The organism is Oceanirhabdus seepicola, from assembly GCF_023684385.1.
Lineage (GTDB): Bacteria > Bacillota > Clostridia > Clostridiales > Clostridiaceae > Oceanirhabdus > Oceanirhabdus seepicola.
On sequence record NZ_JAGSOJ010000004.1, the window covers coordinates 243,336 to 269,385 of the forward strand.

The window sequence follows — 26,050 nt, forward strand, 5'->3', positions numbered from 1 at the left end:
AATCCCTCTCTCTCAGTCTAAAAGTTTCTATTCAATAATTTATCTGTTATATCTCTAATTATTTTTTTGCTCTCACACTCTGGTAATTTATCTATACTATCAAATGCTTTTTTTGTATATTTATCTGCTAATTCTCTAGCTCTCTCCATACCTTTATATTCATCAACCAACAAAACTAGTTCTTTAACATCCGCTTCACTTAATGAAGAGTTATCCAAAATATCCCCAATTTTATTTTCCTTATCCTCACCTATTGCGTATAAAAGAGGTAATGTATAGTATCCACTTATCAAATCTCGCTGTGCGCTCTTACCCAATTTACTGGCATTACCACTATAATCAAGTATGTCATCCATTATCTGAAATGCCATACCAATATGATATCCAATTTTGCCAAGTAATTTTGATATTTTTTCATCACATCCAGCTTCATTTGCTCCAGTATAAAGACTGATAGCAAACAATGCAGCAGTCTTTCCTGATATTATTTTTAAATATTTCCTTACGCTTGTATTCTTTGAATACCTAAGATTATATTGCACTATCTCACCCATACAGATCTTAGATATTGCCTTTGATATATTTTTCAAATTTTCTGGAGAATAATTGTATTCGGAAAGCATTATAAAACACTGGCAGAACAAAAAGTCCCCAATATAAACTGCATATTCTTTTCCATATTTAGATTGTATTGTTTCTACCCCTCTTCTAAGTTTAGATTCATCTACAATATCATCATGAACCAAGGTTGCTGTGTGCATCATCTCAATCGTAGCTGCTAGATTCTGCATCTTTTCAGGGTCATACTCTCCAAATTTTCCTGCTAATAATAAAAATGCCGGTCTCAACATTTTTCCACCTGCATCAACTAAAGGAGATATTGCTTTAGTAAATTCGCTCTCCCTAGATTTTATATTTACTTTCATAATATTAGTTACATTTTCTAATTCTCGTTCTATATGAGGGTATTCACTCCAAAACCTATTCATTTCATCACCTTGTTAAATTATTTTATATTGCATATCTTCTAATAATCGATAACAACTCTCAATATAATTCTAATAAATATCTATTCAAAAGAAAAGAGGTATTTAGAAGGTACAACAACATAATTTGCCATACTTATATTAAATCATATTCTAAAAACTAATCAACCAAATAATTCAAATTATTACAAATTAACTATTGAAACGCATCAAATGTCCTTTTAATTTTTTAAAAGGACATTTGGGAAATTTTCTATTCTACTTTATTCAGGTTAATCTACATATAAATATGATTTTCTAACGAACCCAATGTTCTTCCACCATTTTTTCAGAACAGGCAATACATAATAATCTAGTCCAAATGTACTTCCTGAACCACCTATAAGTGCGATTGCAGCACCCATATACCATAACATCTCAGTTGGTGCCATTCCAGATGACCATATCATCATACCCATTGCCAATGAAATTATTGAAGCAAGTGCAGTAAATAATCCTGCAATCAATAGTAATCCTACTACGATTTCACCAATTACCATCCCAGTTTGGAATAGTTTTGCCATGAAAGTATACCCACCTTCTCCATTATAGAAGAATGCATCCATAGACCATTTAACTATATTTTCAATAAATCCAGGTACTGGTAACGCTGCGCCATACTGAGAAACAGCTTCCGTTGCTCCTCCTGCTACTGCAGTAGATGCTGAAGTTGTTGCCTCCACTACTTTTTCTGTTACTTTTGCTGCCGCTGTTGCAGCTGTTGTTCCATCAACCGCTGGTGGTGCAGGTATTAAGAATATCTTTGAAGGATCATGAATTATTTTTTCTAATTTTTCAATTCCCTCAGCTAACCATTTGTATCCAACAAAAATTCTCAATGGTACTAACCAGAAGTTTGGAGATGCCTTTGAAAAATGTCCTCCAACAAAACTTCTTTTATCTTTAATATGGAAGAATTCATGCATAATATATGACCAACACTTATTAAATCCAGCAACTTGAACGAAGTACACTAAATTAATAAAATGCTTAACAAATGCTGCGAAGAAACTAGGTAGTCCAAAGAATTTCCCTGGTTTACCTAAATGAGCTACTGCATACCTTCCCCCTACACATACCATTGCCCCATGGAACTCTGGCTTGTAAGATTTCTTTTCTCCACCTTTTATATCACTGCAAATATTATGCGCAATTATTGGTGCAGAACTCTCAGCATTCTCAACCATTTGTGGTACCGGTCTTTCTTCTCCTTCTGGAATATAGAAAATATTATCTCCAACAACATAAACATTTTCATATTCTAAAGCCTGCAGCTTATCATTTGTAACTATTCTCTTTCTACCCTTTTGTTCTATATCCATCTTACCAACAATATCCGAACCCTCAATACCAGCTGCCCATATAACGGTATTAGTTTTTATTGTACCCTTGTCTCCTAATGTAACAGAATTCTTAGAAACTTCTGTGATTCCTGCATTGGTAACTACTTGTACATCTAGCTTTTTAAGTCTTTTCTCAACTTTATTAATTATCTTATCCGGGAAAATCGGTAATATTTTCGGCATTGCATCTACTACGTATAACTTGACCTCTTCTCTATCTACAGCGAAATCTTTACATAGTCTATCCTTCCACTCACCTAATTCACCAATCATCTCGATTCCAGTGAACCCACCACCTACTACAACGAAAGTCAACATTTTCTGTCTCTTCTCTTTATTAGGCTCTTTCACAGCTTCTCTAAACATGTGAAGAATGTGTTCTTTTAACTGAACTGCGTCCTCATATGACCATAGCTTACGAGTGTATTCCTTTGCTCCAGGTATACCAAAGTAAGTTGGTTGGCACCCTGTACCGATTACTAAATAATCATACTTATATGAATTCCCCTCAGATTTCAACACCTTGTTATCAAAATCTAAGTCAGTAATCTCATCCAGAACAACGTCCACATTTCTCTTTGCAAATATTTTTTTTAAATCAATTTTAATAGAGTCTTCTGATACTCTATTTGCCGCAACCTCGTGAAGCTCAGTAAGCAATGTGTGATATGGTTTCTTGTCTATAAGCGTGATTTCAACATCTTTTTCTTTCTTAAGCTTTTTGGCAAGTTTTTTAGCAGTTAATACACCACCATATCCACCGCCTAACACTACTATTTTCTTCTTCTGATTCATATTTGTCCCCCCATCTGGTAACAATTGTTTCTCTAATTTTTACATATCATCATTTCCATTACAATTACTATTAATTTCATCCACTCTTATTCAATTTTCACATTTCTTTACCTTAGTTAAAAGTTTATCATACCCTACTCATATGTCCATATAAGCCACTCTTTTGGTCATTATTAATATATTTTGTTAATTTAGTTCACAGAAAAACTGCACTTCGTCCATGGATTTCCTAAGAATTAAAAAACTCATTTACTTTAAAAGTAATCAGTGTTATAATCACTTCATTATTACATTTCATTTTTTACCTCAAGGGAATTTCTTTTTTTTGCAATTTTGTCCAATTCTATGATTCATTATAATTTTCTATCTAAAAATTTATCCTATAAATATCGCAGCTCAATAATTTATTTATACAAGTCCATAACTCATTGAATCTTTGAGATTTTGGAACATGTACAAATAAAATTTCGCGGTAAGATATCTATATATAAAAAATATATTTCTGTTTATCAGATTTGAAAGGAGAGTCCCTATGTTAAAGCACTCTAAAAAAATTATTTTTCTATTATTTATAATATTTTTTGTTGTGATTTTTAAGTTTAGTGTGTTAGATTCTTCACAAGAAGAAGCCAAAGAATCATTAAATTTACCAATATCAAAAACAGATTTTTTTATGGGAACTGTAATCGATATCAACATATATGAACAGGTATCTGATGATGTGTTCGAAGATGTTTTTGACATACTTAATTCCATTGAAAGTAACATGAGTTTAAATCTCGATGATAGTGAGATTTCTAAAATCAATGCTAATTCAGGTAGTGCCGAAGTAAAAGTTTCTCCTGAAACATTTTACGTAATAAATAGGGGTAAGTACTACTCTTCTTTATCTCAAGGTTTATTTGATATCAGTATTGGTCCTTTAGTTAAATTGTGGAGCATAGGTTCTGAAAATGCTCGTGTTCCAACTCAAGATGAAATAGATGCCACTATAAAAAAAATTAATTATAAAAATGTATTATTAGATGAGTCAACTTTCAGCGTAGAACTTAATGATTATAATATGATGCTTGATTTAGGAGCCATTGCTAAGGGTTATGCAGCAGATGAAATTGTAAAATATCTAAAATCTAAAAATATTAATAGCGCTATCATCAGTCTTGGTGGAAATATTTGTGCCATGGGTGTAAAACCTGACTCTACTCCTTGGAGAATAGGAATACAAAATCCATTTTCTGACCGTGGAGCGCATCTAGGGGTAATTAAGGTGGAAAACAAATCAGTAGTAACTTCAGGAATATATGAAAGATACATAGAACAAGATGGAGTTAGATATCATCATATATTGAATCCTTTCACAGGGTATCCTATGGAAAACTCATTAGCAAGTGTATCAATTATCGCGGATAACTCCATTGATGCAGATGGCCTTTCAACTTCAGTATTCTCTATGGATGTGGAGGAAGGAAGTAAATTAATTGAAACCTTAGAAGGTGTTGATGCAATATTTGTAACTAGGAACAATGAGATTTATATAACATCTGGTCTTGAAGGAAATTTCAAGATTACTGATGAGAACTTCGAATTAAAACATAAAAACTAGCGGGAGCGTGTACACAATGAAAAAAAAGAGTTTATTAATAGCTTTAATATTAATCATAAGTATTAGTCTTTTAGGCTGCACAAGCCAAACTAATAAGGAGGATTCTTCAGCCCCTCTTCAGCCATTAACTATTGGTGTAATGCCAGATTTAGATTCTATTCCATTCATTATTGCAGAACATAATGGATACTTTAAAGAAGAAGGTATTGATGTTACAATAGAACATTTTAAAAGTGCAATGGACAGAGATACTGCACTGCAAACAAAAAAGCTTGATGGTGCAATATCAGATATGCTTGCTGTAGTTTTCTTCAATGATAATGATTTTGACGTGAAAATCACATCTAAAACAGATGGTAGCTTTAAATTAATCGCAGGAAAAGATTCAGGAATATCTAGCATCGATCAAGTTGATGGAAAATCTATAGGAATATCAAAAAATACTATTATCGAATACTTAACTGATAGAATCATGGAAATTTCAAACATTGATGTTAATTCACCAGAAAAAGTTGCAATTCCTAAGATTCCAACTAGATTAGAGATGCTTAACAATGGGAAATTAGACATGGCTACATTACCAGAACCTCTTGCTAGTCTTGCAGTAACAGCAGGCGGATCTATTTTAAACAGTTCTGATAAGTTAGGTGTGAATCCTGGAATAATGTTATTCACTAGTGATGCAATAGATTCAAAACCTAAAGAAATTCAAGCACTTTATAGAGCTTATAACAAAGCAGTTACCTTTTTAAAAGAAGAGAAGATGGAGAGCTATATTGATTTCGTTATTGAAGAAGCTGGTTTTCCTAAAAACATAAAGGATACATTAACTCTTCCAGATTACACTAAAGCTTCTATGCCTTCAGAAAAAGAATTAGAAGAAGTGTTAACTTGGCTTAAATCAAAAGATTTAACTAGCAATGATTATACTTTAAAAGAATTATCAACTGATGAGTTTGTAAAATAAAGGCACGCGCTACGTGCACAATAAAAGCTAAAAATCTTTAAAACAAGTTGAGAGTGGACAGTGGACAATGGACAACGATGGATGGTTCTGACTCGGAAGTCAGAACCTACATTTTATTGTTCTTTAGACAAGATATTTTTACTCGTTTTATCTTTAGATAAAATATTGTATTTAAAATACAATGTTTCATTTCAAATGAAACGAGTAAAATATTATTGTCCAAGGAACAACAATATTAAAATTTCTCGGAGAGAAATATCCTTCGTTGTCAACTGTCCACTGTCAACTCTCAACTATTCTTTTTATAAGGAGGGGGGTTTTCCCATGAGTAGATTTTTTAATGGTAATGAAGTAGAATTATTAGCCCCTGCGGGGACCTTTGAAATTTTCGAAAAGATAATCCATAGTGGAGCTGACGCTGTATACTTTGGTGGAAAGATATTAAATATGCGTATGCATAGAAAAGATTATAATTTTTCAAATGATGAGATAAAAGAAGCTATAAAAATTGCACATTCCTTGAATAAAAAAGTTTACATAACAGTAAATAATCTATTAAGTCAACAGGATTTAAATGTTGCTGAGGAATATTTAAGATTCTTAGAAGAGGTTCAGCCTGATGCCTTAATTGTGCAAGATATGGGTATATTAGAATTGGTGAACCGTTTTAATTTAAATCTTCAGTTACATTCTTCCGTAATGATGAATGTGCACAACCTAGAAACTATAAATACATTAAATAAATTAGGTGTCTCTAGAGTTGTTCTTACTAGAGATATGGATTTAAATACAATAAAAGCATTACATAATCAGACTAATATGGAATTCGAATATTTCGCACATGGAGATATGTGTGTAGCACATGGTTCTCAGTGTTTATATAGTGGTATGCTCTTTGGAAAAAGCAGTAACCGTGGACTCTGTATGAAACCCTGTCGATGGAATTTCACAATAAAGAAAGATGGGCATGTTTACCCAACAGAATATCCAATGGCAGTTAAGGATATGTATATGTATGAACATTTACCTGAAATGATTCACGCTGGTATACTTTCTTTTAAGATTGAAGGACGAATGAGAGATTCAGATTATCTAGTACAATTAATCAACTATTATAGCGATGCAATAGACAGATATATAGAAGATCCCATCTCCTATGATAGAAAAAAAGATGCGCAAGCTATTTATGAAAACCGTAAAAGAGATTTATCTACCTGCAGTGCCTTTGGAACTCCTGGACTCTCTAATATAAATAGACGTTACGAAGGTACAGGGAAATTCTATAGTCATGGAAGAGTTTTCAGTAATCCAGTTGAAGAGATAGCACTCAGTGAAGAAAGAATTCAAGAAATAAAAGAACTCCTAACAGATGGAAATAAATTATCCCCACATAAAGCTAAATTAAGCGTTAAGGTAAACTCATATTCCCAAGCCAAAGTTGCTTTAGAAGAAGGAGCTGACATCATATATCTATCTGGTGATGTCTTTGAACCAAATCATCCTTTCAATAAAAGCGAGATAGTTCAGCTAACTAAGAATAAAAAAGAAGCAAAGATATATCTTGGATTACCTAGGATGATGTCTGCAGATGACTTCTCCAGATACTCTCAGTTGTTAAATGAAAATGATTTAGGAATAGATGGATTACTTGTTACTAATCTAGGTGCTATAGAAAAATTTAAACACTTGGGACTTGATCTTATTGGAGATTATTCATTGAATATCTATAATCATACAGCTGCTTCATTTTATAAAAACCATGGATTATCTTCTGCCACTCTGTCGGTAGAAACTCCTATAATAGATGCAAAAGAAACTCTAGCTATGTCCCAACTACCTATTGAAGTTATAGTACATGGCTCCCCAGTTGTTATGTATATGGATCATGATCTATATGAAAATACAAAAGTGCTTGAACCTATAAGAAATGAAGATAACAAACATTTTGATAACAATGTGCTAGTTCTAGTAGATGATAAAGGATATGAACACCCAGTATACCGTGATAGCTTAACCAGAAATCATATGTTACTATACAAGGAACTTTGCTATCTACCTTTCTTAAAGGAACTTAACCATATAGGTGTTAATAATTTCAGAATTGAAGGATGCCATTATTCTATAGATGATTTGAGACGTGTTTTAAATATATACAGACAGTCCATTAATAATTTAGATAAGTGTGATACTCTATTTAATTCACTCTCCCCTAATCATGGTGGATTCACTTTAGGCGCTTTTCAGTTTAATTAAAAGCATATAAGAATAAATAACAAGTCAAAGATACACACCATAAACCTATGACTAGTTATTTATTTGAATGTGCCAAAAGGAGAAAATGTACATGAATAATTATATAGGATCAGCAAAAATAATTGAGAAGAAAAGGGAATTTCTTTTTCCATGTTCTCACCATTTTTACAAGAACCCTCCTCAGATAGTAAGGGGGGAGATGCAGTACTTATTTGATTCACAAGGAAAGCAATATCTGGATTTCTTTGCAGGTGTTTCTGTTATGAACTGTGGACACTGCAACCCTGAAATTTTAGAGGCATCAATAGCACAAATGAAGACACTTCAACATACAACTACAATTTATCTAAACCAACCAATAGTTGACCTTGCTGAAAAGCTCTCTCATGTGTTACCTGGTGATATCAAGCATTCATTCTTCTGTTGTACAGGTTCTGAAGCCAATGAAGGTGCTATTTTACTTGCAAGGCTATACACTGGAAAGAACGGAATCATCTCTTTGAGCAATAGTCTACATGGTAGAACTTATTTAACAATGAGTGCTACTGCAATTCCTATGTGGAGAGTTGATCCAGCACTTGATACTTCCGTTACAATTGTCCCTAATGTCTATAGTAAGGATAAACCACTTGATGAAGCTGCTAGAGATTCTCTAAAGGAGATTGAAAAAGTAATCCAGAGCAAAGGGGCTGATAACTTTGCAGCTTTAATAATAGAACCTATTCAAGGTAATGGTGGGATAATAACTCCTCCTAAATGGTATTTCAAAGAGTTAAAAACATTACTTGAGAAAAATAAAATTTTAATGATAGTGGATGAGGTACAAACAGGTTTTGCAAGAACAGGTAAGATGTTTGCCATAGAGAATTATGATGTTGTCCCTGATATAATCACTATAGCAAAAGCTCTTGGAAATGGAATGCCAATCTCAGCATTCTGCGCTAATGATGAGATTGCTTCAGCCTTTACTAAACCTTCCGCTTCTACCTTAGGTGGTAATCCGGTAGCATCAAGTACATCTATTGCTGTACTTGACTATATAGAGAAAAACAACCTTTGTGAAGTTGCTGAGAAATTAGGTGCAAAACTTAAAACTGGACTTCTCAATCTAAAAGAAAAACATCCTCTAATATCGGATATTAGAGGACTTGGCTTAATGTTAGGTGCTGAGTTATTAAAAGAAAATGGTGAACCAGCATCAGAAGAAACTGATTTAATATTAGAAGGGTTAAAGGATGAAGGAATTCTTCTTGGTAAAAATGGACTAGGTCGAAATGTTCTTGCCTTTCAACCACCTTTAGTTATAACAGAAGATGATGTAGAGCTTGTTTTAAGCAAGTTAGATAAAATTCTTTGTAATCTATAATCTTAACAAACTAAAAAACAGCCTAAAATTATAGGCTGTTTTTTATATATACTTTATTAATTTTTACTTTTATTATTTTGCATCAGCTAATGCTTCTTCTGCTAATTGGAATAAACTATTTACATGAATAGATACTCCTGTGATTGCATCAGTATGTCCTTCATCATCAGTGTACTTGATAGCTGTTGGATCTTGTTTTTCAATTAAGAAAGCTTCAGCTTTTTCAGCTTGTTCATGCCACTCTGCTTGAGCGTTAGCTTTTTCTACCATTCCATAAGCACCACTTGCTGATTGTGCTTTCTTGTCATCTCCGCCATCTTTATGAACAGCATTCCAGTTAGCTGAAACGATTTTTCCATCCTCAACAGTTATATCAACTGTCTCTTTCCATCCATTATCAGCAAAGTCTGCTTGTTCAGCATGATATGTTCCATCTTTATACTTAGCTTCCTTAGTTGATGCTTCAGTTGTTGCTTTATTATTCTTAGCTGAGTTATTTTCATTAGAACCACATCCAACAAATAATCCAGCAACTAGAAATACTGATATACCTACTGCTAAAATTTTATTTCTAATCATTTTTATTCCTCCTAATTGATTAATTTCGATAGCTATGTTCTAATTGTATTTTGTTGTTATTTTATTGTCAATAAATTGCCGTTTTTTGGTCATTTAGTTCTTTTTATTCATTTTATCATTAATCTGTTTTAAACAAAATGACCAAAACCTTCGAGTGTGCTAGCTTCTTATTAACTTTCTTTAAGGATACAAATTATTATATGTTAATTATTCTGTTTAATATTTATCAGATATCTCGTAAGCAAGCTCATGTTAATTTTCTTAGCATAATGGTATAACATTCTTTTACTCACATACAGAAAAATACTCATCTTTTAATATAGAAAAAAATATCATATCATGCAAACTTCCACCTAAGAAGCTGCGCTTTCTTAAAATTCCCTCTTTTATAAAACCTGACTTTTCTAAAACTCTAGCTGAACCGTAATTTTGTGTTGATACTGCTGACTCTATTCTATATACATCAATCTTATTAAATGTAAAATCAAGTAATGCCTTTACTGTTTCAGTCATAATTCCCTTATTCCAATATTCAGGTCTTAAATCATAACCAAAATCAGCTCTTACTTTAGGGATTTCAATTTCGCAATGTAAAATTCCAATAATTTCATGACTCTCTTTTAAAGAAATACCCCAAGTTATAGCTTTTTTATTCTTGTAATCATCACTAAACCATTTAATTGTATCTTCTGCCTGCTTTATATTTGTATATGGTTTAAATGTTTCATACCTTGCAACTTCAGGATTACTACGTAATTTATATATACTCTCTGCATCTTCTTGCTTTATTTCCCTCAACACTAATCTTTCAGTGAAAATTTCTGGAAACACACTAAATATTTCGTCCGCCATAGTTATCTCCCCCTATTTAATTAAAAATATAAACCTTCCTAAAAGTGAAAGCTTTATAAAATTATAAATTCTTTCAACTATATTATTTCATAGTTTAATTAATTATTGTATGCATAGAATGATTATAATTAATTTATACATATAATCCTCTTATTGATGAAATATACCTTTGTGTCACTTATAAGCATATGATAAAATAGCTAATGGCTGTATAAATTCAATGATTAGCCAAACTACTAATAAAACGCTTAAAGAGAGGTACCAAATTTGAGATTGCTAAAGAAGACGATTCATAAAGACATTGAAAATATTGAGGGTAGAATATATGAAAGAATAGCTGCGAGGGGGATTGTCCTTAAGGGTTCAAAAATCTTACTACTCTATACTAAACGATATAACGATTATAGCTTCCCAGGTGGTGGAGTTGATCCACATGAGGACTTAATCACAGGTCTTAAAAGAGAACTATCCGAAGAAACTGGTGCAACAAACGTAGAGGTCATCCAAGAATATGGTATATTTGATGAATATAGACCATCATACTATGATGATTCAGACTTAATCCATATGACTTCATACTTTTATGTATGCAAAATCGACGAAAAACTTGGCAATTCAAATCTTGAAGATTATGAAATCGCTAATGGTATGAGCACTATTTGGATTGATATTCATGAAGCTATTCGACACAATAAAGAAGTTATTGCAAATAAAGAAGACTCCATGGGTCTTTCAATTGAAAGAGAGACTTTTGTATTAGAACTGGTTGCTAAAGAATTGGTTAAATAAATATATTTCAATATATTTATTTAACCAATTTTTTTAATACTCTCATTATATTAAGCATAAAATTACTTTAGATGAATCATTGTAATAAATACAAATTAACAATATATATTTATGCCATTAATCTATTCCTTATCCAATATGTAGTAATTTTGAGCATTATTCAGAAACTCCAAGCTAATTCACTTATTTGAACTTTTTTGCCACAAGTTTACCTTTATCCTCTATTGAGTTATTTAATACTATATTATATAATAAATACATACAGTAATTGAGTTTTAAAAAACTTCTTAATTCAATGAAAACCTTTTCCAAAGGTTTAAATAAATTTTATTAATATAAAACAGGGGGAAATTTAATTATGGAAAGCGGAATCATGCCAAACAAACCACAACGTCCAAAGAGAAATATATCAAAGAAACTTACAAGGGGTTTAATAGGGTTAGGACTTATAGCGGTACTATCATTAGCTTTATTAAATGGGGTAGTAGGACATAATAATGCCGGGTATTACAAGATAAAACAGGGAAGATTTAGCGGCGATCTAAGTGTAATTGATAAGGCCGGTATGCACATGCAAAACTTTGGTATTGAAACAGAATATACAGTGTCAGACACTTATTACTTTTCTAAATCTGATTTAGATGGTGGGGCCGGAAAAGACGCTCAAGCAATTCAAGTTAGATTTGTGGGTGGAGGAACTGGTGAAATTTCTGGTTCAGTAAAGTACAAATTACCTACAGCAGCTGAAAAGAGAATACAAATTCATAAGGATTATAGAAGTTATAAAGCAATTCAAAATGATTTGGTAAGACAGTATACAGCACAAGTTCTTCAAAACACTTCAACAATCTTTACAGCAGAGCAGACTTACAGCGGTAGTAAAGGTGAGTTTAATATGATCTTTGAAAAACAATTAAGAGAAGGTATTTATAAAACAAAATCTCGACAAGTAAAGACCAAAGACGCTGATGGAAATGATTTAGTAACTACTATCGTTGAAATTCAAAGAGATTCTGATGGTAAACCTATAATCGCAGTTGAATCAGTATTTAAAAAATATGGAATTGAATTAATGCAAGTTTCCGTTAAGGATATTGATTATGATGAAAAAATTGATACTTTAATTATTCAAAAACAAGAAGCTGAACAGCAAAGAATATTAGCAAGAGCAAACGCTGAAAAGGCTAAACAAGATGCAATTACAGCAATAGAACAAGGTAAAGCTAAAATTGCACAAGCTAAAGCTGAAGAAGATGTAAAGAAACAAAGAGCAATTACTCAAGCAGAGCAACAAAAAGATGTTGCTATCCTTAAAGCAGAAGAACAGAAAAGAGTTGCTGAATTGAATAAAGAGAAGGCTGAATTAGAAGCTAGTGCCTTATTAACAAAGAAAGAAGCAGAGGCACAAGCAAATAAACTATTAGTTCAAGCAGGTCTTACTCCAAAAGAAAAAGCAGAAATAGAAATGAAAACCAAAATTGGAGTAGCTGAACAATTATCTAAAGTTGCAGTTCCTAAAATAATTATGGGTAACGGTCAAAACGGAACTAGCCCTATGGATGCAATTAGCGTGAATATGCTTTTAGACATAATAGATAAAATGGATACCCAAACTGAGCAATAATATAAGGAGTAAATGTTTAATTATAAACATTTACTCCTTATTACTGTTTAAAAGTCCTAATTTCGCCGTCACTACGGCTCTCTATGATGCTCACTCTCCTAGTAACTACTTACACAGCACCTTACTCTATTACGCCCCTCAGTTTTAGCTTTGTATAGAGCCTTATCAGCCTTTCCAATTACCTGTTCTATAGTAACTCCATTTGAAAATTCACTTACACCAAAACTAGCTGTTAATTTATTCACTCCAGTAAATGAATAACATTGAATTTCTTTACGGAGAGATTCTGATAAAATCATTCCATTACTCAAATCAGTATCTTCACAGATAATTAAAAACTCTTCCCCACCCCATCTACCAACAACATCAGTATTTCGGATATTACTTTTTAATAGATTAGCTATTTCACAAAGCACTTTATCACCAACGTTATGTCCATAAGTGTCATTTACTTTTTTAAAATGATCAATATCTACAATTATTATAGAACAATTTTTATTATGCCCCTCGTAATTGTTTTTCTGATTTATTAGTATTTTATCAAGCATCATCCTATTATAAATATTAGTAAGCCTATCTGTTTCACATAATCTTTTTAATTCTGTAATAAGAGCTTTATTTTTCAAATTAATTTCCAGTGATTGAATTACAGATTCAATAATTTCAGATATGTTCATAAAAGCTTCTATCCATTCTTGTAACAATTCTTCTGAACTGTTAAAATCAATTATCAAAAGTCTTTCTTTATTAGGCATAGAGTTATCATTTATTTTAGTGATCATAGAGTAATCTTCATATTCACTTGAAATTGGAAATTCAAGTGAAGATTTTTTTTCAATTATAAATACTTTTTTTTCTTCTGTAATAGTATTCTTAGAAAAAGTTTCTTTAGCATATTTAATAATAGATTTTTTATTTTCATCAAGAAATTCAAATTTTTCCGGAATAGGTTCAATAACAGCTTGTATTATTTCAGGAGGTTCATTTAATATTTCACTTAAAGCGTTATAATAATCATAATCTACCTTATTAAGAAGAATAGATGAGATATTTGCTTTAATATACATAATCGTTTTTAAAAATTTTTCATACACTAAAAGCTGATTTATTGCATGAACTGAACGCATATAATAATCTAAAGTCCTCAATTCACAAAATGTTCGTTCAAACTCACCCTCATCACTATATTGTGATGTACCATTTAAAGCTACTTCCATTACTACCCCATCTTTACGTCTTACCTTTAAACTCACATTATCTACAAAACCATAGTCTTTCAGGTGTGGAAATTCTCTTTTGGTTTTTAAAAGACTTTCATCTACTAGAAATTCTCCAAAAAAATGTCCTATTGCTTCTTCTCTAACATAACCAGTCATTGAAAGCCATCCTGGACTCACATCTATTATAATGCCATCCTTGTTCAAAGATTGTACCATTTCTTTAGTACTCTTCAAATCCATTGAATGATTCCGTTTTTTAATCATATTAATAGTTTTTTCTGTTAACACTGATTTTCTTTTTTCCATCGTTTCTCCCCATTTTAATTGTTTTTCTCATCTATCTTTCCACAACAAATCATATTCTTAATATTTTCTTCAGATATAGGTTTTGAATAATAATACCCTTGTACTTTTTTAACCCCTAAATCTTTTAACAATTGAACTTGTTCCTCTGTTTCAACACCTTCTGATATAATAGATATTTCTAAATCACGAGCTAAATTAACAACTGTTTTATAAATAATAATTTCTTTATCATGATTTCGGGATTCTGGTAATAACCCTCGATCTAATTTAACAACACTAAAATCAATTCCATTCAAATATTTTAATGATGAATGGCCAGCACTAAAATCATCAATAGCAATTTTAAAACCTAACTTACATAACTTAGACACTTTATTATATTGAACTGATTCCACTATCATTTCCTCAGTTATCTCAATTTCTACATTATGAGGCTTAACCCCCAAATTATTTATGTACTCTACTAATTCATTTATTTTTACTTTTGAAAGTGTATATGGTGAAAAGTTTGAAGAAATAACAAAATCATCACTCACACTGTTACTTAACTTTAATTCTTTATATAATTCAATACCTTTTCTTAACATAAGTAAATCAATATTATAAATATCTCCTGAAGTTTCAGCTAATTTAATAAATTTATCAGGAGTAATAATTTCATCATCTTTCTTCCATCTAACTAATGTCTCGAAGCCTTTAATTTCTTTTGTATGTATATCAACAATTGGTTGGTAATATGGAATAAATTCATTATATTCTATTGCATTATTAAGACGAACTTTCATTCTAATACTTTCTTTATATTTGTCTAAAAATTCTTCATTTGCAATATAGTATTGATTCTTCCCTGATTCCTTTGCTTTTATCATAGCTACATCTGATAATTCTATTAATCGATCAATAGAAATTTCTTTATCAATATCAGGTTTTGCAAATCCAATTGAGCAACCCACTACATACTCTTCTTTTCTACCATAATTAATAATAGGTTCTAAAATTTCTTTAAGAATTATCTCACATTTATTTTTAGGACTTGTACATACCGAACAATTCTTTGTATCTTTACAACAATTATTAATAATAAGAAATTCATCTCCACCTAATCTATATACCGATTCCTCAGCAAACATATTTTTCAATCTTCTGGCAACTTCAGCTAAAACAAAGTCACCTGCAATATGACCATATAAATCATTTACATCTTTAAAGTTATCCAAATCAATATATATGCAATATATTCTTCCATCGACTATATTGAGAATATTATCATATAAATAAGTTCGATTTTTTAAGCCTGTTAACTCATCAACATAAGCCTTTTCCAAAGTCTTTAAAGTACTTTTCTTTATAAAATGCAAACTAACTGCCGTTAAAGATATACCTACTATAATCAATGACATAATTAATATTTTAAAAAGATAAATATTCCTATCATATTTAATTTGGTATAACTCAACAATTTGATGAATCTCATTTTTTAATCCCATTGCATTTGTAATAATGAATAATAGACTTTCATCATCACTAGGATTTTCTAATAATTTTTCAGCATTAGAAATGTATAAATTTAGCATCGGTAGTATTCTATCAAAATATGCAACAATTTCTTGATTCCTATTTGAACTAATATTTAAATCTTCATCACCATATATTAATGCATTTGTAAATCTTTCATAGACTTCTATTTCTCTAATCAATAATTCCTTTAGTTCCTTTGTTTTTTCAAAATCATCTATATTAGATGCACTTACATATTGTTGAGAATAATTACTAATCAACATAGTTCTCATACGTTGTGAACCTGATAGATTTATAGCAACCCCATCATCCTTAATTTTGATATAAGTGTAACTAGTAACCATCATGGTAACAATGAATGGTATGATTAATACTAGAAATGATAAATACATATTCTTTTTTATATGCTTCATGGGTTAATCACTCCTCATACAGAAACCTTCTTATTTAATTATACAATACATTATTTTACTTGTCGATTAATACACTTTTTTGTAGAAAGCACTACTTAGATTAAATAATTCAAATAAAATAAAACCACCTACTTACATTCCCATGTAAGTAGGTGGCTTGTCTAATAACAATATTTCTTATTTGCTTTCAACTGCCTTATATTCTTTAATATTCCCCTTTACTTTCTTTGAATATGTTAAATATATTATTAATAACAAAGTACAAAGCTCTCCTAGAATAATAGAACCCCAAATCCCTATATCTCCTATTATTAGAGGAAGTACTACTAATGCACCTATTGTAAACACCATTCCTCTACTTGTAGATATAAGATTTGCTATCTTCGAATTTTCTGTAGCTTGATAATAAGTTACATTAACTATATTTATTGATGCAATGACAAAGGAAAACCCATAAATTATAATTGCATCATAAGTGAGTTTTATAAGCGCCTCATCACCATTAAATATACTGATTATTTTTTCTCCGAATACGAGTATTATTACATAAATAACCACTGAAGCAATAAAATTCGTTTTTAATCCCATTTTAAACACTTTATCTACCTTTTCATAGTCTCCTTTTCCACTATTATAACTTAACAGTGGCTGTATTCCTTGCGAAACACCTATAAATAACGCTAAAAGCACAGTAGTTATATAACTTATAATACTAAAACCAGCTACTCCAACCTCGCCAATTCTATTTATTATAACTAAATTAAATGCGAATATACTAACAGCAGGTGATACCTGAACTATAAACTCTGGTGTTCCAGTTCTGATAATTCTTTTTAATTCATGTATTTTAATCTTAGGTACATATAACTTAAGTTGTCCTTTTTTCTTAAGAAAATGAGTTAAAAGAAGGACTACACTAGATAATTGTCCTAGTCCTGATGCTACTGCTGCACCAGCTATTCCAAACTTAAGGATAAATATAAATGTGTAATCTAAGGCTATATTGGTTACAGCTCCTACAATCAACGAAATCATAGCTAGATTAGGATTACCATCATTTCTAACAAAAGCACTTAATGCTAAACTTCCTGAAAATCCAAGACCAAAAATTAAGTAATAACGAAGATACTCTGCTGTCCCTTTTACTAATTCATCACTAGCCCCTAACATTCTAGCTAGTTGTACTGGGAAAAGCACCCCAATTAACGATACAACACCAGTTATACTTACTATTAAGACTAAGCTTTGTAAAAATATATTGTTTCCTTCCTCATACTTATTCTCTCCAAACTTTATGGACATTACTGCTGCCCCGCCCATGGTCATCATCATGGTTATGGCCATCATCAATGTTGTAACTGGCACAGCTACATTTACTGATGCTAAAGCTCCTGCCCCAACTCCTCTACCAACAAAAATTCCATCAACAACTATATAAAGTGCTGAAACCATCATTCCAATTACTGATGGAACAGCATATCTCATAAACTCTTTCCATAGTGACTTCATATTCCATACCTCCTAAGTCATGTTCAAATAAATAACTAGTCAGTATGCTAGTCTATTTTGACTTGTTATTTATTTTATTACGCCTAAAGAGATTATAAAGTCTATACCTTGTATAGAGTCAATAGAGTTAAATTAGAATTTGTAATTCATATAATAAATCATTATTTTCCCATTGATTAATTGTATTAAACAATTGACTTTCCACTGCAATACCTAAAGGTTCAATATTATTTTCTTTAATAAATTTTCTTATTTTATTTACCGCTTCTTCACTTTCATCATTTAAATACGTTATACATATAAATTTACCTCCAGGTATTTCTTTAATATCTATACTCTTATCTTCAATACCTTCACCACAAAGCGTTGAGTAAACACTGCTATAATAAATCTTACCTTCCTTTAAAAATAACCCCAAATTAATAAAACAACCCGCTTCCCCTTCAAACATAAGTTCATTCTCTTTAACGATTTTATCTTTTTTTCTTAATTTTATTTCAATTTCCCTTTCTTTATCTTTTTTATCCAATTCAACATCTATAACAAATCTCTTTTCAATTTCTCTAAAAAATATTTCATTAGTTTTCCTTGGTTCTATACCATATTCTATTTTCTCCTCTAAGTACCCTATAGCTTTACTTACATTATTTAATCTAATTATCTCTTTTTCCACTTTACTCTGTTGCTCCTTTATAAAAGATAGCAACTTTGTGATATCTCTACTATTCAACACCTCACTAAGCTCCTTAAGAGGAGCCCCTATTTCTTTTGAATACCTTATTAAGTCTAAATACATAAATTGATCTATTGAGTAATATCTATATTTGCTCTCTATATCTACATGAGCTGGTTTTAAAAGTCCCATCTTATCGTAAAGTCTTAAGGCTTGAATAGATACATTATTAATCTTTGCCGTTTCTCCTATAGAAAAATATTTTTTCATAAATTCCTCCAAAATATAACTATACTATCTATACATTAACTAATATAATTATATCGTGAAATAGCTATCCACGAAATAACACCTTAAATAAATTCAAATACAACTCAAAAACTATTAGTAGCTTCTGAGTTGTATTCTTATAATAACTGTTCTAAAATTTTTACCTGCTCTTGTTTTAATACGTGAATCTAATATTTTATCATCTAATTGAGAAAGTTCTTTACCTAACTTTGTCAATTCTCTTCCTATTCTTAAAAAGTAGGCATCTGATCTAAATTATCTTGTTGAACACCATTAGGATTACTTCTCAAATATGATCTTCCATTCTTTGCGTAAGAAACATTAACTCCTTCAATTTTTCCTTCTTCTGTCATTGATATTGCTTCTTGAATATTTACTTCTTGATTATTATCTAATTTAACTGCTGTTATATCTCCGTCAGTGTTCTTTCTTACATTAGTTATTTTCATTTATTACACTACCTTTCTTATAAGTATAGTTTATTCTTCCTTAGTTTTTATCAATACACCTATAATTATGCATAAAAAAAGCACGCTTCTGCGTGCGCTAAAAACAAATGTATAATTGATAATGGATAATGTATAATGATGGACGTTTCTGCATACGCAGAAACTACATTTTATTCTTCTTTAGGACAAAAGGTTTTTTACTCATTTTATCCAGGAATAAAATATTGTAGTTAACATACAATGTTTCATCATTGATGAAACGAGTAAACCCCTATTGTCTAAGGAAAAATAATATTAAAATTTCTCGGAGAGAAATGTCAATCATTGTCCATTATACATTATCCATTCTCCATTTTCTTCTAATAGTCTTTGCATGAAATTTTGAAATATGCTTTTGGATGAGCACATACTGGACAAACATCAGGAGCTTCATTACCTGTATGTATATGACCACAATTTTCACAAATCCATGTTTTGCTTTCTTCACGTTCAAATACTTTCTTTTCTTGTACGTTTTTAAGTAGATCTTGATATCTTTCTTCATGGTGCTTTTCAATTGCCCCTACTCCCTCGAATAGTTTGGCTATATCCTCAAATCCTTCTTTTTTTGCAATCTCAGCAAATTGTTTATACATATCCGTCCATTCAGCATGTTCTCCTGAAGCTGCCGCCTTAAGATTATCTTCAGTAGTACCAATACCATCTAATAACTTAAACCAAATTTTTGCGTGCTCTTTTTCATTCATAGCAGTTTCTTCAAATATTTTTGCGATTTGAACATATCCTTCTTTTTTAGCTTTACTTGCATAATAAGTATACTTATTTCTAGCTTGAGACTCTCCTGCAAAAGCTTCCATAAGATTCTTTTCTGTTTGACTTCCTTTTAAATTCTTTTTCATTATTAATCCACTCCTATGTAATATTTCGAAATGAAATATTTATTAATATAATATTCTTCAAGCTTTTAACTATTTAGTATTATACCACAAAATCCTTTTTTTAATCCAATTATTGGATTAAAAACTCTCTAAAGATACTCAATTTAATATTCCTCATCTAATAACCTATTTCATGAAAATGTATATAACTCTAACTAAAACCTAATAATATAATATTTAATATTATTAAATCGAGTATTCTGAAATAAAATATTATACAAAATATACTAACTAGGAGATAATAGTATGGAAGTAAAAAAAGCAAATATGTTTCTTATTAAGTTTATTTCCACAATGATAATGTTCATATATATATTATTTTTATTCATAGATATCTCAAATGACCATATAGGTAATAAATACTCTACCTATCTTAAATTTTCAAGTATATTACTATGCTTAATTATTTCATTATTAATTGGCTCCAATGGATTTAATCCCAAAGATGTTTTTTTACTTCAATTAGCTAGATTCTTCACCTTAGTCGCTGATTATTTTCTTTTATTAAGTAATAATTATATATTAGGAGTGTTGTTTTTCTGTGTGGTTCAATTAATTTATATTGAAAGACATTCATTAATGAGAGAAGATAAGCTTGATATAAAAATAAATGGTTTCTTATTTTTACCCATATTTATCTTGCTTTTAATATTTGCCTCACTAATATTCCATATTATAGCTTCTAAATTTCTACTAATAAGTAGTTCCATTCTTTATGCATTGTTATTATCTTTTAGTGTTTATTGTGGTATTAGAACCTTGAAGTCTAGTAATTATAATAAGAAAAGCGCTCTTTTCATTTCATGGGGAATGATATTATTCCTATTATGCGATATAAATGTAGCCCTTTATCAAATAATAAATGCTGGATTTTTAAAAAGTTTATGGAGTGATTTTTCCTTCATAGTTGGAATATTAATATGGATTTTTTATTTGCCCTCTCAGTTATTACTAACTTTAAGTGGAATAGAATAAATACTACTTTATTGTTATAACTTAGATAATATAATTAAGAATCATTTCTTGATCTCCATACGATTTATACCCAAATTTCTCATAAAGCCCTATTGCAACTTTATTATATTTTTCTACCCAAAGCATAGAATTTATCGCACCATTTTCTTTCCCCCAATTAAATGCTTTTTGCATGAGTTTTTTAGAATATTCCTTACCTCTATATTTTTCGTCAACAGCAAGACCTCTTATAAACAAACTCTTTGTATTATTACTCTTAATTTCATAAACATTTGTAAATACCACTCCTGCAATATCCTTATTTTTTCTTATTAAAAATATATTATTTTCATTATTGTTCATATACTCATTCATTTCATCTTCATTCATTTTAAATTTTTCTCCCCCAAGAGAGCTATCTATAATACCATAAAGCTGATTACACTCTTCAACTTTTGCTTTTACTACCTCACTGCAGTCTGCTTCTATCCCATCTAAATTACTTGATTTAAATCCAACATAATGAAATTCAACCTTGCATCCTATTTTTATGAACTCTTTTGATACTTTATCAAGTAATCCCTTTGAGTTTTTATCTTCACCACAGCTTATCTTTAGAGTTGTTCCATTAGGAAATTTCTCTTTTAATCTTCCTAAGCTCTCAGCAACCTCTTTTAATGATTCACCAGCCCAAAATATGTTATTTACTCCTCCATCCCTTTCCACAAATAATATTACCTTATGATTATCCGATTCAATAATCATTGAATCAGGATTCTTAAAAAACTCTTCTTCATGCTCCTTTGAGTGAAATAAGAATTTATATTCCATCTCTACTGCACTTTTTAACACCTTTTTGTAATCCATCCCCTATACCCCCTATTAATATCATTTTTTCTATTTATATCCACATTGTATTATAACAAGAAACTTTTGTCAATATAAAGTTTACTATAATTAAACTTTATCTTTTGTAAATATCTGTTATAATATACTCAGGAGTTGATAATTATGAATATTGGAGAAAAAATAAAAGCTGCTCGTAAATCACTAGGATTATCTCAGCAGCAATTAGGTGGTACACACTTTACAAAAGGATATATCAGCCGAATTGAAAAGGGACATGTTAATCCTTCCATGAAGGTTCTTTCAGTAATATCAGATAGGTTAAAAAAGCCTATTTCATATTTTCTAGAAGAGGAGAATCTGGGTTCAAAAGAACTTCAGAAAAAGTTTATCACTGGCGAAAACTTCTATCTTCAAAAGGAATACAATGAGGCAATAAAAATATTTTATGATCTTATAAACTTAAATGATGATACAAAAAATTCTATCTATTGTACTTCACTATTGTATATAGGTAAATGTTTATTCTATTTGAATAGCTACCTTGAGAGCATCGATATACTAAAAAAAGCCTTAAAACATATTAAAGAAATCTCATTATATGAGGATCTTATTTATTGTTATTGCTACATAGGACATTGTTATTTCAACTTAACTGATTATAAAGAAGCAATTCATGTTTATACTAGTGCTCTTAATTCAATAGACTCTAAAAAACTGAACATGCCATCAACTAAAGCAAAACTACTTCTTAATATAGGTACTGCTAATTCAAATATCGGACGAGTCAAAATCGCCATGGAGTATTTCACTAAAAATATCTGTTACTGTCAAAAGAATTATCTTGCTGATACACTTTTAGATTGCTATATTAGAGTAGGATATTGTGCTTATAAATTAGGAATGTATAACACTTCTAAAGAGTTTGTCTCTAAGGGAATTTCTATGAACAAATCACTAAATTCCAGCGTTGCTAATGTTGAACTGTTTAGCCTTTTAGGTATTGTAGTTGCCAAAGAAGGTAAGATGGATTCCGGACTTGATTTATTATCAAAAAGCATGAATATAGCCAAAAACATAAATTATGAATTAGGATATAACATAAGTATTACTTATAAAGCATCAATTTTACTTACTGCAGGTGAACTTAATGAATGTGAATCCTTTGCCCTTAAACACCTTCCAATACTTGAAAACGCGAAAAACAAACTTCCTCTTTATTTACTTCAGGGGCATATAGGCAACTTATATATTCAAAAGGGAATCATTGAGGAAGGGAAAAAATATCTCGAGACAGCAATTAAAAATTATATAGCTATCAGTTTAAATTGGGAAGTATCATATTATTCAAAACTATTAGCTGATATACTTATAGAACTAAACCCCAAAGAAGCAAGAGATTATTATAATCTTTCTATAGAATATACTTCAAAAATGATTTAAGGGGTTACCATACTGGTAGCCCCAAGTTTGTTTACAAAGTTACAATATAGTGTTTTCACTTTGTTTTATTATATGCCTTTATTTAATGCTTCAAGTAATTCATCAATATTTAAACCATGTACTTGTGCAGCTTCCCCAATAGTTTCAGCTTGTGCTGATGGACAACCTACGCATCCCATACCAAATCCCATAAGAACCTCTACTGATTTAGGGAACTGTCTAATTACTTCTCCTATAGTCATATCCTTAGTAATTTTCATATCACAACATCTCCTTACATCTATATTAATTATTTTTTTTCTTTGATTTATCTATATTATAAAACTAATATCCAAAAGATGATGTAACGTTGGTTACTTTTTTAAATTTTTTATACCTAGTACACTTCTAGTTAGATACTCATATTATATTCCTTAATAATCTCTAATCACGATATAAGTGCTCAAAGAACTTACCTTTACTTCTTTCGATATATACACACATCCATTTTCAACACCATATCTATTCACTTCAAATTCATTTGCAATAACTTTCCACTGACCTTCTAATGGAAGCTTAATTGTTACTTCTTCTCTATTTCCATTGTGAATAATAAGTATATGGTTATAGTCCTCTTTATAAGGAGAATTTAATATATAAGCCACTATATTTTGAGAAGAATCAATAAATCTCAAGTATTTTCTTATATCTTGTGATTTATCCATAGTCATAACATGCTGACTCTTCCTAAATGCAATTAAATCCTTAATATAATTAAATGTTCCTATATATTGATTTTTCCTATTCCAATCTATCTTGTTTATATGATTTCCTGCATTATAGCTATTATCAATTCCTTCTTTACTTCTTAAAAATTCTGAACCACCGTGTAAGAAGGGAATCCCTTGCGCTGTTAGTATAATAGATAATGCTAGCCTATTCATCTTTTCCCTTTCTTCAAATGATACCTCACTATTACTTTTTTCAAATTTATCAAATAAAGTTAAATTATCATGACAGCTCACATAGTTTATACATTCTATAGGTTCTTTTGCAAAACCACATAAATTCTCATTGTAATTTATACTTCCCACTATTCCCTTTTTAATATCATTCTCAACCCCTGATGCCCCATTCACAAATCCTAATGAAAAGCCACTATTATCTCCTTTTATGGCATTTCGCATTTCATCATTAAATAAAGCAATATTCGTTCCCTTTTGTTTTCCTTTAGTAAACTGAAGATTATAATCTAAAGCTGAACATCCCCCAGTCCAAGGTTCTCCATAAATCAAGATGTTAGGATTTATTTTTCTAAGTTCTTTTTCAACTTCCTTCATTGTTTCTATATCGTGAAGTGCCATAAGATCAAACCTAAATCCATCTATTTTATATTCACTTGCCCAAAACTTTACGCAGTCTACTATAAATTTTCTTACCATAGGCTTTTCTGATGCAATTTCATTTCCACATCCAGATCCATTAGAATAACTACCATCATCATAAGTACGATAATAATATTTTGGTGCAAGACTATCAAATGGAGTATTTCCTGTTTTATAGGTGTGATTAAATACTACATCCATTACAACTCTAATATTGTTTTCATGTAAAGTTTTTACCATCTTTTTAAATTCTGTAATCCTAACTTCTCCCTTATACGGATTTGTGGAATAAGATCCCTCTGGGACAAAATATAAACTTGGATCATATCCCCAATTGTACTGCCCTTCTTTACTCTCATCTACACTTTGGAAATCAAAAACTGGCATCAAATGAATATGTGTTATACCAAGCTCTTTAAGATGATTAATTCCTGTTGATACCCCATTTATTCCTTTAATATTCTTTTCAGTAAAAGCTAAGTACTTTCCCTTATTTTTTATCCCTGAATTTATATCTACTGAAAAATCCCTTACATGCATTTCATATATAATCATCTCAGAAAATCTTAAAGGGGTAGGTATTTGATGTTCATGCCATCCTTCAGGATTTAAAGAATCAAAATCCACTATCATTCCTTTTTCGCCATTTACTGTAGCTCCCTTTGTATATATATCTTGTGTTTCCTTTTCTATCCCACCTAGCGTTATTCTATAATTATAGTATTTGTTTTTATAATCTCCTTTAAGCTTTAGCTCCCAAATTCCTTTTTCACCTTTGCTCATATCATATACATTGTCATTACGCTCAAAATCCTGGTCATAAATAACTACTTTCATTTTTTCTGCATTAGGGGACCATACCTTAAATAATGTATCGCCTTTATTGTAATTAGCACCTAAATCCTTTCCAGCATAAATGTTGGATTCCAT

General features: G+C 30.5%; 21 protein-coding genes. 8 read left to right on the forward strand and 13 right to left on the reverse strand.

From position 1 onward, the window contains the following. Positions 1 to 17: 17 nt before the first annotated feature. Together KDK92_RS18170 and KDK92_RS18175 are read right to left on the reverse strand one after the other, a co-directional pair. Complete coding sequence (locus KDK92_RS18170) at positions 18 to 989, reverse strand: polyprenyl synthetase family protein (RefSeq protein WP_250860811.1); 972 nt, start codon at positions 987 to 989, stop codon at positions 18 to 20. Between the two features lie 269 nt (positions 990 to 1,258). Then, positions 1,259 to 3,163, reverse strand: a complete 1,905-nt coding sequence (locus KDK92_RS18175) for an FAD-dependent oxidoreductase (protein WP_250860812.1) — start codon at positions 3,161 to 3,163, stop codon at positions 1,259 to 1,261. A 532-nt stretch (positions 3,164 to 3,695) separates the two neighbouring features. On the opposite strand from KDK92_RS18175, the gene KDK92_RS18180 reads away from it, so the two are divergent. The 4 genes from KDK92_RS18180 (at position 3,696) to KDK92_RS18195 (ending at position 9,352) form a co-directional block, all read left to right on the forward strand. Further along, positions 3,696 to 4,766 carry an FAD:protein FMN transferase gene (locus KDK92_RS18180; protein WP_250860813.1) on the forward strand — a complete coding sequence of 357 codons (1,071 nt, stop codon included), beginning with the start codon at positions 3,696 to 3,698 and terminating at the stop codon, positions 4,764 to 4,766. A gap of 16 nt (positions 4,767 to 4,782) precedes the next feature. Further along, positions 4,783 to 5,733 (forward strand): ABC transporter substrate-binding protein, encoded by a 951-nt coding sequence (locus KDK92_RS18185; protein WP_250860814.1) that lies wholly within the window; start codon positions 4,783 to 4,785, stop codon positions 5,731 to 5,733. 324 nt (positions 5,734 to 6,057) lie between these two features. Further along, on the forward strand, positions 6,058 to 7,986 hold the full coding sequence (locus tag KDK92_RS18190; protein ID WP_250860815.1) for a peptidase U32 family protein: 1,929 nt from the start codon (positions 6,058 to 6,060) through the stop codon (positions 7,984 to 7,986). A gap of 91 nt (positions 7,987 to 8,077) precedes the next feature. Then, complete coding sequence (locus KDK92_RS18195; RefSeq protein WP_250860816.1) at positions 8,078 to 9,352, forward strand: aspartate aminotransferase family protein; 1,275 nt, start codon at positions 8,078 to 8,080, stop codon at positions 9,350 to 9,352. Between the two features lie 72 nt (positions 9,353 to 9,424). Here KDK92_RS18195 and KDK92_RS18200 read toward each other — a convergent pair whose 3' ends face one another. Continuing rightward, positions 9,425 to 9,931 carry an FMN-binding protein gene (locus tag KDK92_RS18200; protein WP_250860817.1) on the reverse strand — a complete coding sequence of 169 codons (507 nt, stop codon included), beginning with the start codon at positions 9,929 to 9,931 and terminating at the stop codon, positions 9,425 to 9,427. A 285-nt stretch (positions 9,932 to 10,216) separates the two neighbouring features. Further along, positions 10,217 to 10,783: a GNAT family N-acetyltransferase gene (locus KDK92_RS18205; RefSeq protein ID WP_250860818.1), complete on the reverse strand. Its 567-nt coding sequence runs from the start codon at positions 10,781 to 10,783 to the stop codon at positions 10,217 to 10,219. Between the two features lie 267 nt (positions 10,784 to 11,050). Between KDK92_RS18205 and KDK92_RS18210 the strand changes: the two genes are divergently transcribed. Both KDK92_RS18210 and KDK92_RS18215 read left to right on the forward strand, forming a co-directional pair. Next, on the forward strand, positions 11,051 to 11,572 hold the full coding sequence (locus tag KDK92_RS18210; RefSeq protein ID WP_250860819.1) for an NUDIX domain-containing protein: 522 nt from the start codon (positions 11,051 to 11,053) through the stop codon (positions 11,570 to 11,572). Positions 11,573 to 11,930: 358 nt separating this feature from the next. Continuing rightward, entirely contained in the window at positions 11,931 to 13,196 is a 1,266-nt protein-coding gene (locus tag KDK92_RS18215; RefSeq protein WP_250860820.1) for an SPFH domain-containing protein, read from the forward strand. Positions 13,197 to 13,294: 98 nt separating this feature from the next. Here the strand turns inward: KDK92_RS18215 and KDK92_RS18220 are convergent, their stop codons facing one another. The 6 genes from KDK92_RS18220 to rbr form a co-directional block, all read right to left on the reverse strand. Next, the gene (locus KDK92_RS18220) at positions 13,295 to 14,722 is read right to left on the reverse strand and encodes a sensor domain-containing diguanylate cyclase (RefSeq protein WP_250860821.1); all 1,428 of its coding nucleotides are present in this window, start codon (positions 14,720 to 14,722) and stop codon (positions 13,295 to 13,297) included. Positions 14,723 to 14,736: 14 nt separating this feature from the next. Next, entirely contained in the window at positions 14,737 to 16,653 is a 1,917-nt protein-coding gene (locus tag KDK92_RS18225) for a putative bifunctional diguanylate cyclase/phosphodiesterase (RefSeq protein ID WP_250860822.1), read from the reverse strand. Positions 16,654 to 16,830: 177 nt separating this feature from the next. After that, the gene (locus KDK92_RS18230) at positions 16,831 to 18,162 is read right to left on the reverse strand and encodes an MATE family efflux transporter (RefSeq protein ID WP_250860823.1); all 1,332 of its coding nucleotides are present in this window, start codon (positions 18,160 to 18,162) and stop codon (positions 16,831 to 16,833) included. 127 nt (positions 18,163 to 18,289) lie between these two features. Continuing rightward, a complete protein-coding gene (locus KDK92_RS18235) occupies positions 18,290 to 19,105 on the reverse strand; it encodes a MerR family transcriptional regulator (protein WP_250860824.1) in 816 nt (271 codons plus the stop codon). 251 nt (positions 19,106 to 19,356) lie between these two features. Then, the gene (locus KDK92_RS18240) at positions 19,357 to 19,575 is read right to left on the reverse strand and encodes a DUF3892 domain-containing protein (protein WP_250860825.1); all 219 of its coding nucleotides are present in this window, start codon (positions 19,573 to 19,575) and stop codon (positions 19,357 to 19,359) included. 359 nt (positions 19,576 to 19,934) lie between these two features. Beyond that, entirely contained in the window at positions 19,935 to 20,474 is a 540-nt protein-coding gene (gene rbr, locus KDK92_RS18245; RefSeq protein WP_250860826.1) for a rubrerythrin, read from the reverse strand. Between the two features lie 285 nt (positions 20,475 to 20,759). Here rbr and KDK92_RS18250 point away from each other — a divergent pair, with 285 nt between their 5' ends. Then, positions 20,760 to 21,488, forward strand: coding sequence for a hypothetical protein (locus KDK92_RS18250; RefSeq protein WP_250860827.1), 729 nt, complete (start codon positions 20,760 to 20,762; stop codon positions 21,486 to 21,488). Between the two features lie 21 nt (positions 21,489 to 21,509). Here KDK92_RS18250 and KDK92_RS18255 read toward each other — a convergent pair whose 3' ends face one another. Beyond that, complete coding sequence (locus KDK92_RS18255) at positions 21,510 to 22,334, reverse strand: GNAT family N-acetyltransferase (RefSeq protein WP_250860828.1); 825 nt, start codon at positions 22,332 to 22,334, stop codon at positions 21,510 to 21,512. Between the two features lie 144 nt (positions 22,335 to 22,478). Between KDK92_RS18255 and KDK92_RS18260 the strand changes: the two genes are divergently transcribed. Next, a complete protein-coding gene (locus KDK92_RS18260; protein ID WP_250860829.1) occupies positions 22,479 to 23,756 on the forward strand; it encodes a helix-turn-helix transcriptional regulator in 1,278 nt (425 codons plus the stop codon). A 68-nt stretch (positions 23,757 to 23,824) separates the two neighbouring features. Here KDK92_RS18260 and KDK92_RS18265 read toward each other — a convergent pair whose 3' ends face one another. Together KDK92_RS18265 and pulA are read right to left on the reverse strand one after the other, a co-directional pair. Continuing rightward, positions 23,825 to 24,016 carry a DUF1858 domain-containing protein gene (locus KDK92_RS18265; RefSeq protein WP_250860830.1) on the reverse strand — a complete coding sequence of 64 codons (192 nt, stop codon included), beginning with the start codon at positions 24,014 to 24,016 and terminating at the stop codon, positions 23,825 to 23,827. Positions 24,017 to 24,169: 153 nt separating this feature from the next. Continuing rightward, the gene (gene pulA / locus KDK92_RS18270) at positions 24,170 to 26,050 is read right to left on the reverse strand and encodes a type I pullulanase (protein WP_250860831.1); all 1,881 of its coding nucleotides are present in this window, start codon (positions 26,048 to 26,050) and stop codon (positions 24,170 to 24,172) included.